Here is a 17,181-nt window from a genome sequence, read left to right as displayed (position 1 = left end):
CCGGACATGTTGCCCCTGGTGGACCTGACGGCGGATCAGCTCGAACGCATCGTCGCCGCGGTACCCGGCGGCGCCGCGAACATCCAGGACATCTATCCCCTGGCCCCGCTGCAGCAAGGCATCCTGTTCCATCACTTGCTCGGACACGAAGGCGATGCCTATCTGGTGCGCTCGCTGCTCGAGTTCGACGACCGTCAGCGCCTCGATGCCTTTATCGGCGCCTTGCAGCAGGTGATCGACCGCCATGACATCCTGCGCACCTGCGTGCAGTGGGACGGCTTGCCCCAGGCGGTGCAAGTGGTGCAACGCCAGGCGCGCCTGCCGGTGCACAGCGTCACCCTGGACAGTCACCAGGACCCGCTCAGCCAGCTCGAAGCCCTGAGCGACCCACGGCAACTGCGCCTGGATCTGCGCCAGGCACCGCTGATGCGGGCCTGCATCGCCCGGGATCCGCGTTCCGAACGCTGGCTGCTGGCGCTGCTCAATCACCACATGGCGAGCGACCACGTCACCCTGGAAATCGTCCTGGAAGAAATCCACGCCATTCTCCACGGACAAGGCGACAGCCTGGGCAAACCACAGCCTTATCGCGACTTCATCGCCCAGACCCAGGCCACCCCGGCCCAGGTCCACGAGGCCTACTTCAGCCGTCGACTGGCCGACGTCGATTCGCCCACCGCGCCCTTCGACCTGCTCGAAGTACAAGGGGATGGCAATCACATCGAAGAGGCCAGCGTACAACTGAGCCTCGAACTCAACCTGCGCCTGCGGGCCCAGGCCAGAGAACGCGGCATTACCCCGGCGGCGCTGTTCCACGTGGCCTGGGCGCAGGTGCTGGCCCGCTGCACCGGGCGCGACGACGTGGTGTTCGGCACCGTGGTCGCCGGGCGCCTGCAAGGCTCGGCGGGGGCCGAACGGGCCCTGGGGGTGTTCATCAACACCTTGCCGGTGCGGGTACAACTGGCCGGCGCTGGCGCCAACGACAAGGTCCTGGCGACCCACCGCGACCTGATCGAACTGCTGGCCCACGAACAGGCCTCCCTGGCCCTGGCTCAACGGTGCAGCGACGTGCCCAGTGCCTTGCCGCTGTTCACCACCCTGTTCAACTACCGGCACCAGCGCGACGACAGCCAGTTGCAATGGCCGGGCATGCGCATCCTGAACAGCGCCGAACGCACCAACTACCCGCTGACCCTGTCGGTCAACGACTATGGCGATGCCCTGGGGCTGACGGTACAGAGCGTCCGGGCGGTGGACCCGCAACGCATCTGCGCCCTGATGCAACGGGCCCTGGAACAGCTGACCCAGGCCTTGATGTACACGCCGCGGATTCCGCTCACGCAACTGGACGTGCTGCCGCCCCAGGAGCGCAACCTGCTGCTGGAGACCTTCAACCAGACCCGCGAGGACTACCCGACGCACCTGTGCATCCAGCACCTGTTCGAAGAGCAGGTACTTCGCACACCGGACGCCTGTGCCCTGGTCGACGCTCGGCAGACCTTCACGTACGCCGAGCTCAACGCCCAAGCCAATCGCCTGGCCCATCACTTGATCGCCGCCGGGGTGCAACCGGGCGATCTGGTGGCGATCTGCGTTGAACGCAGCGCGGCGATGATCAGCGGCCTGCTGGGCATCCTCAAGGCCGGTGGCGCCTACGTGCCGCTGGATCCGACCTACCCGGCCGAACGCCTGGCATCAATTGTCGAGGATGCACGGCCGCGCCTGCTGCTGGCCGATCCGGTCGGTCGCGCAGCCGTTGGCACGCTGCAGGAAGGCACCCGCTACCTGGCCATCGAACAGGCCCTGGCGGCGCAGACCAGTACCCGCGATCCGCGCTGGGACGCCACTGGCCTGACCCCGACGCACCTGGCCTACGTGATCTACACCTCCGGCTCCACCGGCAAACCCAAGGGGGTGATGATCGAACACCGCAACCTGGTCGCTTCGACGCTGGCCCGGCGCACGGTGTACGGGCCATCCATCGACAAACGCTTCCTGCTGCTCTCGTCGATTGCCTTCGACAGCTCCGTGGCAGGGATCTTCGGCACCCTGGTCAGCGGCGGCACCTTGTGCGTTCCGACGGCCGAGGCCGCCCGCGACCCGCAAGCCATCGCCCGCTTCATCGGCGAACAGGCCATCACCTCACTGCTGTGCGTGCCGTCCCTCGGCCGGCTGGTGCTGGCGAGCCTTGCCAGCGAAAACGGGCACGGCAGCCTGCGGGAGATGATCGTCGCCGGCGAAGCCTGCCCGGCCCAGTTGGTACAGGAATGTGCCGGCCTGGAACCGGCCATCGTCCTGTACAACGAGTACGGCCCCACCGAAGCCACCGTCTGGGCGACGGTGCATCGCTGCACCGCCCAGGACCAGGGCACTGTGCCGATCGGTCGTGCCATCCCCAATAGCCGCTTGTATGTGCTCGACGAACAAGGCCGGCCGGCACCGCTCGGCGTGCCGGGTGAACTGTATGTCGGTGGCGCGGGCGTCGCCCGGGGCTACCTGGACCGTGCGCAACTGAACGCCGAACACTTCCTCGCCGACCCGTTCAGCCCGGACGACGAGGCGCGGATGTACCGCACCGGCGACCTGGTGCGCCTGCGTGCCGACGGCGTACTCGAATTCCTCGGACGCAACGACCAGCAGGTCAAGATCCGCGGTTTCCGCATCGAGCCCGGCGAAATCGAAGCCTTGATGCTGACCCTGCCGGGGGTGCGCGAGGCAGCCGTCATCGCTCGCGAAGACAGCCCCGGAGCCCTGCGTCTGGTGGCCTACCTGAGCGTCGAGCCGCACCTGGCCGGCCGCAACGCCAGCAGCACCTTGCGCCCGTACCTGACCTCGCAGTTGCCGGACTACATGGTCCCGGCGGCGTTCGTGGTGGTCGAGCAATTGCCGCTGAGCCCCAACGGCAAGCTGGACCGCCGTGCCCTGCCCGCGCCGCGCAGCGAAGACTTCGCCTACCGCGAGTACGAAGCCCCCAACGGCGAAACCGAAGAACTGCTGGCGCAGATCTGGGCCGACCTGCTGGGCCTGGAGCGGATCGGTCGCCACGACGATTTCTTCGAACTCGGCGGCCATTCGCTGCTGGCGGTACAGGTCACCCTGCGGGCGCGAGAAATCTTCGCCGTCGAAGTGCCCCTCAGGAGCCTGTTCGAACACCCGTCCCTGCTGGCACTGGCCGACCTGATCACCACTCTGCAATTGGCGCAGTACGAGTCGGACGAATTGATGGACCTGCAACAAGAAATGGCTTCGCTGTCTGAAAGCGAACTGCTCGCTATCGTCTCCAAGGATGCTTAACAATTGAACGAACATAACGATAGTCTCGACCAGTTGAAACGTGCCGCACTGCTGCGCCTGCTCAAGCAGCGCGGCGCCACACGGGTCATCGAAACGGCTCCCGACGACATCACCGGCGCGGATCGCGAGGGTCCGCTGGCGCTGTCGTTCGCCCAGCAACGGTTGTGGTTCCTCGATCAGCTGGACCCGACCGCCAGCGCCGCCTATCACATCCCCGCCTCGCTGGTGCTGCGCGGCGCCCTCGACCGGGTTGCGCTCAAGAGTGCCCTCGATGGTCTGGTGGCGCGGCACGAAAGCCTGCGCACCACTTTCCGCCGCGATGGCGAACAGCCGGTGCAGGTGATCGCCCCGGCCGACTGCGGCTTCAACCTGCAGGAACAGGACCTGCGCCACTTGCCTCGGGACGAGGCCGAACGGCAAGCGGCCCGGCTGGCGGAAGAGGAAGCGGCCCGAGCGTTCGACCTGCTGCACGGTCCGCTGATCCGCGGCACGTTGCTGTGCCTGGCCGACGATGAGCATCGGCTGTTGATCACCCAGCACCACATCATTTCCGATGGCTGGTCCATCGGCCTGCTGGTCAAGGAATTCGCCGCGCTGTACCAGGCATTCAGTGCCGGACAAGCCGATCCGCTGCCGCCGCTGGCCCTGCAATATGCCGACTACGCCGCCTGGCAGCGTCGTCACCTGCAAGGCGAGCGCCTCGACCAGCAGGTGGAATTCTGGCGCGCTCACCTGGCCGGCGCCCCGGCGTTGCTCGCGCTGCCCACCGACCGGCCACGCCCGGCGGTGCAAAGCTATCGGGGGGAAACCCTGGGCTTCGACCTGCCCGCCACGCTGTCCGCGGCCATCGCCCGGTTCGCCCAGTCCCGCGCCGCAACGCCGTTCATGACCCTGATGGCGGCCTGGGCGGTATTGCTGGCGCGAATCAGCGGCCAGCAGGACCTGGTGATCGGCACCGTTGCCGCCAACCGCGACCGCCAGGACGTGCAGTCGCTGATCGGCTTCTTCGTCAACACCCTGGCCCTGCGCATCCGTCTGGAAGCCAACCCGACCCTCGAACAGGTATTGCAGCAGGTCAAGGACTTGATGCTGGAGTCCTCCAGTCGCCAGGACACCCCGTTCGAACTGGTGGTCGAAGCCCTCAAGCCACCGCGCAGTGCCAGCTACAGCCCGGTGTTCCAGACCATGCTCTACACCAATGCCGGGGGTGCCGGCGGCCAGTTGCAGTTGCCGGGTCTGGACCTGGAGTTCCTGCCGTCGCGCAAGGACAACACCCAGCACGACCTGTCCCTGCACATCGACGAAGGTGGCCCGAACCTGTCATGCAGCCTGTCGTATTCCACCGCGCTGTTCGATGCCGCCACCGTCGAACGCCTCGCGGCGCGCTTCGAACGCCTGCTGCACTGTTTCACCGAAGCACCGGACACCCGTATCGGTGCATTGGAACTGGACCCGACCCTGGTCCTGCCGCCCATCACCGCGCTGACGCCGGTGCCGGAGCGCATGCCGCTGTCCTATCACCAGGAACGGCTCTGGTTCGTCGACACCTTCGAGAACGGTTACCTGTACGACGCCAACCCGGTCTATCACAACATCCCCTTGCTGCTGGAGCTGACCGGCGAGATCAACCAACCGGCCCTGCAAACCGCCCTCGACGGCCTGCAGGCTCGTCACGACATCCTGCGTTGCCGGATCCAGAGCGACGGTGCGAGTGCCTGGCAGTGCTTCGACGGACCGGCAACCCTGTCCCTTGAACGGATTCAGGGCAATCCGGTCGACCTCGCGTCCCAGGCCCTGGCCGAGACGCGTCGGCCGTTGGCCATGAACGGCGGCAGCCTGGTGCGCGCCAGCCTGGTGCAGGCGGACGAACGCAACGCCGTGCTGGCGATTGCCGTGCATCATTTGCTGGCCGACCGCACCTCGATGCAACTGCTCAAGCGCGACCTGCTGGCCCTCTATGAAGCCGCCTGCGCCGAACGCAACGCCGAGTTGCCGGCCCTGCCGCTGGGCTATGGCGACTTTGCCGCCTGGCAACGCCAGCTCCCGGCTGCGGTGCTGGAGAATCTGCGGGCCTACTGGAGCTACCAGTTGCGCGGCAAGCTGCAAGCCCTGGAACTGCCGCTCAATCGGCCGCGCATGGCCGTGCATGTGTTTGCCGAAGCGACCCATGCCTTCAGCCTCGAAGCGCCGCTGGTCCGTCGCCTCGAAGCCCTGGCCCGGGAAGTCGGCGTGAGCAGCGACAGCCTGGCCCTCAGCGCCTTTACCGCGCTGCTGCGCCGCTATGCCGGCCACGACGAACTGGTGATCGGCACCACGGCCGCCTGCCGCGAGCCCGGCCTGAACGACGTGGTCGGGCCGGTGGACAACCTGCTGGTGATGCGTGGCTTCTGCGACAGCGACACCACCTTGCAACAGCTCTGGGAACAGACCAGCCACAACCTGACCCAGGCCCTGAGCCATCGGCACATGCAGTTCGACCAGTTGGTGCTGGCGCTGAATCCGGCCAAGGACATGAGCCGCACCGCGCTGTTCGACGTACTGTTCAACTTCCAGCGCGACACCGACGCCAGCGCCCTGGTCGCGGGGCTGGCGGTCAATACCCTGGAAAGCAACCTGGGCTACGGCAAGAACGACCTGCACTTGCTGATCAGTGCTGGCGAACAGCGCTGGACCGGGCATGTGGTGTACAACGCGGAGTTCTTCGACGCCGGGTTCATCCAGCAGTTGATGCGTCACTACGTGCGCCTGCTGGAAGCCTTTGTCGAAGATGCCCTGCAGCGGGTCGACGACGTTCCCCTGCTGGACAACGCCGAACGGCAGCGGCAGATCATCGACTTCAACGACAGTGAAGCGGCCTGGCCCGACACCCTGACCCTGCAGCAGATTTTCGAGGAGCAGGCCCGCCGGACACCGGAACGCATTGCCGTCAACCTCGGCGAGGAACAGTTGAGCTATCGCCAGCTCAACGAACAGGCCAACCGCCTCGCTCACCGTTTGCGCGCCGCAGGTGTGCGGCCCCAGGAACTGGTGGCCATCACGTTGGAGCGCTCGGTGCAGATGATCGTCGCCACCCTGGCGGTGCTCAAGGCCGGCGGCGCTTATGTGCCCATCGACCCGGCTTCGCCCCAGGAGCGCATCGCCTACGTGCTGCGCGACAGTGGCGCGCGCAAGGCCATCGCGCGCCAGGGCATGGCGCCGGCGCTGCAGGCGCTGGGTATCGAAGTCCTCGATCCGTCCCTCGGCAACGTCGACGCCAGTGTCGCCAACCCGACCCACGTCAACACCCCGGAGCACCTCTGCTATGTGATCTACACCTCGGGTTCCACCGGTGAACCCAAGGGTGCACTGCTCGAACACCGCAACGTCGTGCGGCTGCTGCATAACAACCGCCCGGACTTCCAGTTCAATGCCGAGGATGTCTGGTCGCTGTTCCACTCCAACGCCTTCGACTTCTCGGTCTGGGAAATCTTCGGTGCGCTGCTTCATGGCGCACGCCTGACCCTGGTGCCCGAAGCCTTGCGTCGGGATCCGGCAGCGCTGCTGGGTTTCCTCGAACGCGAACAGGTGACCGTGCTGAACCAGACCCCCTCGGCATTCCATCAGCTCAGTGCCGCTGCGTTGACGACGCCGGAGGTGCGCCTGGCGCATTTGCGCTACGTGATTTTCGGCGGGGAAAGCCTGGAACTGGGCAAGCTCGATGCCTTCCACCGTGCCTTCGGGCATGTGGCCCTGGTGAACATGTACGGCATCACCGAAACCTGCGTCCACGTCACCTACAAAGCCATTGGCGCGGCCGACATCGCCGCCGGCATCTCCAACGTCGGTCGGCCGATTCCGACCACCGTGACCTACGTGCTCGATGCCCAGCAGCGGCTGCTGCCCGTCGGCGTGGCCGGTGAGATCTGCGTCGGTGGCCTGGGGGTCGGCCGCGGCTACCTGAACCGTCCGGCCTTGAGCGCCGAACGCTTCATTGCCGATCCGTTCCGTCCCGGCGAGCGGCTGTATCGCTCCGGAGACCTGGGCAAATTGCTGGACAACGGCGAGATCGTGCACCTGGGCCGGATGGACGCCCAGGTGAAGATCCGCGGTTTCCGCATCGAGCTGGGGGAGATCGAAGCCAAGCTGCTGGCCTGCGAGGGCGTGCGGGAAGCCAAGGTGCTGGCCCGTGATGAGGCGAACCAGGGCAAGCGCCTGATCGCCTATCTGATTCCCCGTGGGGGCGCGGTGCTGGAAGTGGCGGCCTTGCGCAAGCAATTGGGCGCGACCCTGCCCGACTACATGATCCCGACGGCCTTCGTCAGCCTGCACGCCTACCCGCTCACGGCCAACGGCAAACTCGACCAGGATGCCTTGCCCGAGCCGGACCTGGGCGCCATGTCCGAGCGCGGCTACACCGCCCCCGAGGGCGCCACCGAAACCGCCCTGGCGCAGATTTTCCAGGCGTTGCTGGGCCTGGAGCGCGTGGGTCGCCATGACAGTTTCTTCGAGCTGGGCGGGCATTCCCTGCTGGCCGCGCAACTGGTTTCCCGGGTGCGCCAGCAGTTGGGCTGCGAGCTGATGCTGCGCGAACTGTTCAGCCACCCCACCGTGGAAGAACTGGCACGGGTGGTGGGTCACCCGCTCACCGCCGAGGCCGAGACCATCGGCCTGGTCGACCGCAACGGGCCGCTGGCGTTGTCGTTCGCCCAGCAACGCCTGTGGTTCCTCGACCAACTCGATTCCGGCGCCGGCAGCGCCTACCACATGCCGGCGGCCCTGTTGCTGCGTGGCGATCTCGACCGTGCGGCCCTCAAGGCCGCGCTGGACCGCCTGGTGGCCCGGCATGAAAGCCTGCGCACCACCTTCGAACGCCGTGGCGAACAGCCGGTGCAAGTCATTGCCCCCGCGGACTGTGGCTTCGCCCTGGCCGAACAGGACCTGCGTGCGCTGCCCTATGAACAGGCCAGCCTCAGCGCATCACGCATCGGTAACAACGAGGCCCTGGCGCCGTTCGACCTGAGCCGTGGGCCGCTGATTCGTGGACGCCTGCTGCGCCTGGCCGATGACGAGCACATCCTGCTGGTGACCCAGCACCACATCATCTCCGACGGCTGGTCGGTGGGTGTGCTGGTCAAGGAATTCGCTGCCCTCTACCGGGCCTTCAGCCAACAGCAGCCCGATCCCCTGCCGGCGTTGCCGATCCAATATGCCGACTACGCCGCCTGGCAGCACCAGGCCCTCGACGGCGAACGCCTCGATCGCCAGGCCGGGTTCTGGCGTGAGCACCTGGAAGGCGCGCCGGCCCTGCTGTCCCTGCCCACCGACCGCCCACGTCCGGCGATGCAGAGCTATCGGGGCGGCGACGTCGCGGTGACCATCGCCCCGGCCTTGCGCGAACGCCTGGAGCAGTTCTGCCAGGCACACAACGTGACCCTGTTCATGGCGCTGCTCAGCGCCTGGTCGGTGCTCATGGCGCGCCTGGGCAACGAACGGGACGTGGTCATCGGCGTACCGACGGCCAACCGCGGCCGCACCGAGACCGAAAACCTGATCGGTTTCTTCGTCAACACCCTGGCCCTGCGCGTAGACCTGACGCAGAACCCGAGCGTGGCGCAACTGCTGGAGCAGATCAAACAGACCACCCTGGCGGCCCACGAGCACCAGGACATTCCTTTCGAGCAAGTCATCGAAGCCGTACAGCCGCCGCGCTCCCTGAGCCACAACCCGCTATGCCAGGTCGCCCTGTCGCTGGACAACACCCCGGGCGGTGGCGAACTGAGCCTGCCCGGCCTGACCCTGGTGCCTGTGGCCCAGGCCCATGAAACCTCGCAGTTCGACCTGATGCTGACCCTGGGCAATGACGGCGCCACGCTGGCTGGCGTGATCGAATACGCCAGCGACCTGTTCGACCGCACCACCGTTGAGCGTTTCGCCCAGCATTTCCAGACCCTGCTCGAAGCGATGGTGGCGGATGTCGAGCAACCCGTGCTCGGTTTGCCGTTGCTCAGCCCCGCACAGCGCCAGGCCTCGCCAGCGGCGCTGCCGCCCAAGGCGGCGTTCAGTCCGGAAGCGTTGATTCATCAACGCTTCGAACAACTCGCCGCCGCCCAGCCCCACAGCGTCGCCCTGGTCTTTGGTGAAACGCAACTGAGTTACCAGGCCCTCAATCGCCGGGCCAACCGCATCGCCCAGACACTGCTGGCCCAGGGCGTGCGCCCTGACGACCGGGTCGCGATCCTGGCCCAACGCGGCGTGGAAATGGTCTGCGCGGTACTGGCGGTGCTCAAGGCCGGTGCGGCCTATGTGCCGCTGGACCCGGCCTACCCTGCCGAACGGCTCGGCTACCTGCTGGACGACAGCACCCCGGTCGTGCTGCTGGCGCAACCGACGTGCCTCGGCGCGCTGCCCGAGCACGCCGTGCCGGTGGTGAGCCTCGACGCGGACCTCGCCGCCGACGACCTGGCGGACCTGGACCGCAACCCGGACGCCCAGGCGCTTGGCCTGACGTCGCGGCACCTGGCCTATGTCATCTACACCTCGGGTTCCACCGGTTTGCCCAAGGGCGTATTGGTCGAGCACGGCAACGTGGCGCGTCTGTTCGATGCCACCGCCGAGCTGTTCGACTTCGGTCACCAGGACGTCTGGACGCTGTTCCATTCCTTTGCCTTCGACTTCTCGGTCTGGGAAATCTGGGGCGCGCTGAGCTACGGCGGCAAGCTGGTGGTGGTGCCGAGCGACGTGGCCCGTTCGCCCGACGACTTCTACGCACTGGTCTGCCAACAACAAGTGACCGTGCTGAACCAGACGCCGAGCGCCTTCCGCCAGTTCATCGAAGCCCGTGAGTGCAGCGACCTGGAGCACGGCCTGCGGGAAGTGATCTTCGGCGGCGAAGCCCTGGACTTCCGCAGCCTGCGGCCATGGACCGCGCGTACGGCGCTGTCCCGCACGCGCCTGGTGAACATGTACGGCATCACCGAAATCACCGTGCACGCCACCTACTACCCGGTCAGCCAGGAGGAAATCGACGCGGGCGCGCCAAGCCTGATCGGCCCGCCCCTGCCCGACCTGTGCCTGCGGATTCTCGACGACTACGGACAACCGGTGCCGGTGGGGGTCAATGGCGAGATCTACATCGGCGGCGCCGGCGTGGCCCGACATTACCTCAATCGCGACGAACTGAACGCCGAGCGTTTCATTCCCGACCCGTTCGCGACACGCGCCGATGCCCGGCTGTACCGCACCGGCGATATCGCCCGCTACCGCGCCGACGGTGGGGTGATCTATGTCGGTCGCAACGACTCGCAGATCAAGATCCGCGGCTTCCGCATCGAGCTGGGCGAAATCGAAGCCCAACTGCTGGCCTGCGCCGAAGTCCGTGAAGGTCTGGTGACCGTCCGCGAAGACCAGCCTGGCGACAAGCGCCTGGTGGCGTACCTGATCGCCCATGAAGGGGTCGTCGTGGAGTCGTCGGCCTTGCGCAGCCAGCTGGCGAGCGTGCTGGCCGAGCACATGGTGCCCAGCGCCTTCGTGACCCTGACGGCCTGGCCGCTGACCACCAACGGCAAGCTGGACCGCAACGCCTTACCGGCACCGGACGCCTCCGCCGCGGCGAGCCAGCGTTACGAAGCGCCGCTGGGCGCCATCGAAATCACCCTGGCCAATGCCTGGCAGGAGTTGCTCGGGGTAGAACGGGTGGGTCGCCAGGACCACTTCTTCGAACTCGGTGGCCATTCTTTCCTGGTCATCAGCCTGATCGAGCGTCTGCGCCAGGCCGACCTGCAACTGGACGTGCGCACGGTGTTCTCGGCGCCGACCCTCAAGGCCATGGCCGCGGTCCTGGCCGGCGGCAACACCGCACAGCGGGTCGTACCGGAGAACCTGATCCCCGCCGATTGCACCGTCATCGAACCGCACATGCTGCCGCTGGTGACCCTCAGCCAGCAGGAAATCGAGCAGATCGTCGCCGATGTTCCCGGCGGCGCCGCCAATGTGCAGGACATCTACCCGCTGTCGTCGTTGCAGGAAGGCATCCTGTTCCATCACCTGTTGCAGTCCGAAGGCGATGCGTACCTGATGCGCACGGTGGTGACGTTCAGCCGGCGCCGGTTGCTCGATGACTTCCTGGCCGCCGTGCAGGTAGTGATCGACCGCCACGACATCCTGCGCACCGCCCTGCGTTGGCAGGGCCTGCCGCAGCCGGTGCAGATCGTCCATCGCCAGGCGCAACTGCCGGTGGTGACCCTGGACTGCTTCCCCGGCGAAGACGCTTTGCAGATCCTGCGTGACACGACCGACACCCATCATCTGCGCCTCGACCTGCAGCGAGCGCCGTTGATCGCTGCATACATCATCCAGGATGAGCCTCGCGGGCAATGGCTGCTGGCACTGCTCGACCACCACCTGGTCAGCGACAACGTGACGTTGCGGTTGATCATGCTGGAGATCCAGGCGGTCCTGGCCGGCCAGGCCGACAGCCTGCCGCCGTCCCAGCCTTACCGGAACTTCATCGCCCAGGCGGCCAGCGTGTCCCAGGCCGACCACGAAGCCTACTTCCGCCGCTTGCTGGCGGATGTCGACTCCACCACCGCGCCTTACGGGGTGCTGGATGTGCGTGGCAACGGCGCCGGGATCAAGCGCGCGGTCAAGCACTTGGGCGATGAGCTGAGTGCCCGGGTGCACCGCGCGGCGCGCCAGCAAGGCGTGCCCACCTCAGTGTTGTTCCATGCGGCCTGGGGCCTGGTGGTGGCCGCGACCAGCGGCCGCGACGACGGGATTTTCGGCACGGTGTTGTCAGGTCGTTCCCAGGGCACTGCCGGTGCCGACCATGCACTGGGGATGTTCATCAACACCTTGCCGATGCGCATCCGCTTGCAGCAGCACACCGTCAGCGACATCGTCCATGACGCCTACCAGCAACTGAGCGAGCTGCTGACCCACGAACAGGCCTCCCTGGCCCTGGCCCAGCGTTGCAGCGCGGTGGACGCTTCGTTGCCGCTGTTCACGGTGATCCTCAACTGCCGTCACGGCGATCTGGTGAACGCCTCAGGAGAAAACGTCGAGGACATGGGCGAGCACGAAGGCATGCACTTCATCGCCTCGGAAACCCGCACCAACTACCCCATCGAAATCGCCGTGGCGAATGTGGCGGACGGCTTCTCCCTGACGGCCCAATCCATCACCGGCATCGATCCGCAACGCATCGCCGCCTACCTCGGCCAAGCCGTGGCCGCCCTGGTGGACGCCCTGGAGCAAGCCCCTGACCGCCTCGCCAACAGCCTTGACGTGGTGCCTGCCAGCGAACGCCAGTTGCTGCTCGAAGACTTCAACCGCACCGCCCGCGATTTTGGCCCGGCGCAACCGATCCACCAGCTGTTCGAAGCCCAGGTGCAGGCCAACCCCGACGCCGTGGCGCTGGTCTGCGAAGACCGTCAGTTGAGCTATCGTCAGCTCAACCGCCGCGCCAACCACCTGGCCCGGCAACTGCTTGAACTGGGCGTGCAACCCGATCAGCGCGTGGCCATCTGTGCCGAGCGCAGCCTGGAAATGATCGTTGGCCTGCTGGGCGTGCTCAAGGCCGGCGCGGCCTACGTGCCCATCGACCCGGCCCATCCGGCCGAGCGCATGGCCTTCATGCTCCAGGACAGCCAACCTCAGGCATTGTTGACCCAGTCGGCGCTATCGCTGCCGTCCGGGGATCTGCCGGTGTTGCTGCTGGACATCGTGGAGTCGTTGCAAGCGGCGGACGATGCGGCGTTCGACAGCAACCCACAAGTACCGGGCCTGACCGCGGAAAACCTGGCCTACGTGATCTACACCTCCGGCTCCACCGGCCAGTCCAAGGGCGTGATGGTCGAGCACCGCTCGGTGTTCAACTTCTGGCACGTGCTGACCCGCACCACCCACCAGCACTGCCCGACCCCGGCCACCGTGGCCCTCAACGCCGGGTTCTTCTTCGACATGTCGATCAAGGGCATCTCGCAGCTGTTCTCCGGCCATCGCCTGGTGATCATCCCGCAACTGATCCGCGCCAGCGGCAGCGAGTTGCTGGACTTCCTCGAACAGCACCAGGTGCACGCCTTCGACTCCACGCCGTCGCAGCTCGACACCCTGCTCGCCGCCGGCCTGCTGGAGCGCCAGCGCTACCAGCCGGTGAGCGTGCTGCTCGGTGGCGAGGCGATCAACGCCGCCACTTGGGAGAAACTGCGCAACTGCCAGAGCATCCGCTTCTACAACATGTACGGCCCCACCGAGTGCACGGTGGACGCTACCATCGACCTGATCCGCGACTTGGGTGAACGGCCGAGCATCGGTCGCCCCTTCGCCAACGTCCAGGTCCACGTGCTGGATGCGCGGGGCGAACCGGCACCGTTGGGGGTGGCCGGGGAAATCCATATCGGCGGTGTCGGCGTGGCCCGGGGTTACCTGAACCGGCCGGAGCTGAGTGCCGAGCGCTTTATCGCCGATCCGTTCAGCGGTGAGCCGAACGCCCGCCTGTACAAGACCGGCGACCTCGGTCGTTGGCTGGCCGATGGCACGCTGGAGTACCTGGGCCGGAACGACTTCCAGGTGAAGATCCGCGGGTTCCGTATCGAACTGGGCGAAATCGAAAACGCCCTGGTGGCTTGCCCGGGCATCCGCGAAGCCGTGGTGATCGCCCGTGAGGACAGCCAGGGTGACGCGGAGAGCAAACGCCTGGTGGCCTATGTCTGCGGCGAACCGGTCCCGGCCGAGCAACTGCGCAGTGCGCTGTTGAGCGGCCTGCCCGAGTACATGGTGCCCAGTGCCTTCGTGCACTTGGACGCCCTGCCCCTCACCGCCAACGGCAAGCTCGACCGTCGTGCCCTGCCCGAACCCGGTCAGGACGCCCTCGCCAGCAAAGCCTATGAGGCGCCGCTGGGGGACACCGAGATCGCCATCGCCGAAATCTGGAAAGGCCTGCTGCACCTGGATCAGGTCGGCCGTCACGACGGTTTCCTGGAACTGGGCGGCCACTCGCTGCTGGCCGTGCAGTTGCTGTCCAGGCTGCGCCGCAAACTGGGCGCGCGGATCACCCTGCGCGAACTGTTCGACGCACCGACGGTGCGCGGCCTTGCGGCGCTGGTCCACAGCGCGTCGCCCAACGAGGCGGCATCGATTCCCCTGGCCAATCGCTCGGGACGACTGCCGTTGTCCTTCTCCCAGCAACGGCTGTGGTTCCTCGACCACCTGGACCACGCCGCCGGCGCCGCCTACCACTTGCCCCTGGCCCTGCGCCTGACCGGTTCGCTGGACAAGGCCGCCTTGCAGGCAACCCTCGACCGCCTGGTGGCGCGCCATGAAACGCTGCGCACCCGTTTCGAGCTGGTGGACGGCGAGCCGGTGCAAAAAATCGCCCCGGCCGACTACCGCTTCCAGTTGGAGCAACAGGACCTGTGTTCGATGTCGGCCGACGAACGCACGGCGACGCTGGAGCACCTCGGTAACCTCAACGCCACGCAATTGTTCGACCTCAGCCAGGGACCGTTGATGCGCGGCCATCTGGTGCAACTGGCGGACGACGAGCACGTGCTGTTCATGACCTTGCACCATATCGTCTCCGATGGCTGGTCCAACAGCGTCCTGGCCCGGGAAGTGAGCGTGCTCTACAGCGCATTCGCCCAAGGCCAAAAAGACCCGTTGCCGCCGCTGGCGCTGCAATACGTCGACTACGCCGCCTGGCAGCGCAAATCCCTCGAAGGTCCGGCCTTGCAGGCGCAGATCGACTTCTGGCGGCAACAGCTGGAAGGCGCGCCCGCGCTGTTGAACCTGCCACTGGATCGCCCGCGTCCGGCGATACAGAGCTATGCCGGCGGTATCGTCGACTGTGCCTTCTCTGCATCCCTCAGTGCCGAGCTGCGTGCCTTCAGCCAGGCCCAGGGCACCACGTTGTTCATGGTGCTGCTGGCCGGCTGGTCGGTGTTGATGAGCCACCTGAGCGGACAACACGACGTGGTGGTTGGCACCCCGGTAGCCAACCGTCAGCGCCCGGAGCTGGAAGCGCTGATCGGCTTCTTCGCCAACACCCTGGCGTTGCGGATCGATACCGGGCGCGACAGCCGTGTCGACGAGTTGCTGGGGCGGATCAAGGACCAGACACTGGCGGCCTACAGTCATCAGGATCTGCCGTTCGAGCAAGTGGTCAGTGCATTGCAGCCGACTCGCAGCATGAGCCACAGCCCGTTGTTCCAGGTGATGCTGAGCCTGGACAACACGCCACCGGCACCGCTGCAACTGCCGGGGCTTGCGGTGCAGACCCTGGAAAGTCCGCACAACACCACCCAGTTCGACCTGTCCCTGTCGCTGATCGACAATGGCGAGCGCATCGGCGGCAGCCTGCAATACGCCAACGATCTGTTCGACCGGGAGACCGTGCAGAACATCGCCGGACTGTTCGCCAAGGTGCTGGATAACCTGGTGACCGATTCACGGCAATCCATCGGCCAGCTGTTGGAAAACACGCCGCCGCTGGAGCGCTCGGTCACTGCTGTGGATTCACTGACCGGCACTGAAGACAGCCCGGCCCCGGCCTTGCCTTACGAAGCCCCTCGGGGCGAGACCGAAATCGCCATCGCAGCGCTCTGGCAAGACCTGTTCAAACAGGAGCGCATCAGCCGTCACGACGACTTCTTCAGCCTCGGCGGAATTTCGTTGATGGCGGTGCAGATGGCTTCGCGCCTGCGCAAGGTACTCGGCAAGCCCATCGCCGTGCGCGACCTGTTCGTCGAACCGACCATTGCCGGCTTCGCCAGGACCCTCGATGGGCAAGCCCGACCGGGGGTCAACAGCAACCTGGTGCCGATCCGTCGCAGCGGTTCCCAGCGGCCGCTGTACCTGGTGCACCCACTTGGTGGCGAGGTGCAATACGCCCGGGACCTGGCGCCGTCGCTGGATCCTCAGGTTCCAGTTTATGGCCTGGCGGCCAGCGGCCTGGTGGCGGGAGAAGCGCCGCTGTCGGATGTCCCGTCCATGGCGACGCGTTACCTGGCGGGCATCCGTCAGGTCCAGCCGCAAGGGCCGTACCGGATTGCCGGGTGGTCGGCCGGTGGTTTGATTGCCTATGAAATGGCCCGTCAACTGCAGGCCGCCGGAGAAGTGGTGGAATTCCTCGGCATCATCGATGCCTCGGCCCGTCCTGAACCGGTGCCGACACAAGCGCTGAGCGAAGCGCAGTTCCTGATGGCCTGGCTCCCCGAACAGATCGCCCCCGACCTGCTCGGCCAACTGACGGAACTGGCGCAACACTCGGCCATCGACGCCATGCTGGCGCTGTGCATCACCCACCGCCTGTTGCCGGAGGAACTGCCCCACGACATCGACGCCGCCCTGCTGCGCACCCACCTGGGGGTGGCCTATGCAATGCGGCAGGCCATCGGCGCCTACATCAGCCCACCGAGCCCGCTCGAGGTATCGCTGTTCACCGCGAGCGAACAGCAACGCAACGACCCGACCCTGGGCTGGCGCGGCTTGCTCAACGACCAGGTGAACGTGACCGCCCTACCCGGCACCCACAACACCGTGGTCAAGGCCCCCAATGTGGCCCGGTTGGGCGAGGCAATGTCCCAGGCCCTGAAGGATTGCGCCATGGCATAGGATCGGGCTTGCGCAGGTCAGTCAGCATGGATGCTGGCTGACCTGCCGCTATCGCGAGCAAGCTCGCTCCCACATCGGACTTTGGGTGTACGCAGCCTTTGCATCCACCCCAACCCCCTGTGGGAGCGAGCCTGCTCGCGATGACACCGGCACATCCAACATCTGCATGACAGACACTCCGCTATCGCGAGCAAACTCGCTCCCACATTGGATCTGGCGGTGGACGCAGCCTTTGCATACACCCACCGGCCCCTGTGGGAGCGAGCCTGCTCGCGATGGCGGCGGCACATTCAATACCTC

Annotated in this window: 1 protein-coding gene and 1 pseudogene; both read left to right on the top strand. The window is 66.4% G+C overall.

Features of this window, described 5'->3' with window-relative positions; all coding sequences use genetic code 11:
• The first annotated feature begins 6 nt into the window (after nt 1-6).
• Nucleotides 7-3,294: a non-ribosomal peptide synthetase gene (locus N005_RS27770; RefSeq protein ID WP_280800183.1), complete on the top strand. Its 3,288-nt coding sequence runs from the start codon at nt 7-9 to the stop codon at nt 3,292-3,294.
• A gap of 3 nt (nt 3,295-3,297) precedes the next feature.
• A pseudogene (locus N005_RS09725) lies at nt 3,298-16,881 on the top strand (amino acid adenylation domain-containing protein); the annotation flags it as partial.
• Between the last annotated feature and the right edge of the window lie 300 nt (nt 16,882-17,181).

The organism is Pseudomonas mediterranea CFBP 5447 (assembly GCF_000774145.1).
GTDB classification, from domain to species: domain Bacteria; phylum Pseudomonadota; class Gammaproteobacteria; order Pseudomonadales; family Pseudomonadaceae; genus Aquipseudomonas; species Aquipseudomonas mediterranea.
The sequence above is the reverse complement of the archived record's forward strand: the minus strand, read 5'-3'. Positions and strand labels throughout refer to the sequence as shown.

Coding starts and splice junctions, on each gene's coding strand:
- N005_RS27770 (WP_280800183.1), top strand. CDS start 7: ATGTTGCCCCTGGTGGACCTGACGGCGGATCAGCTCGAACGCATCGTC.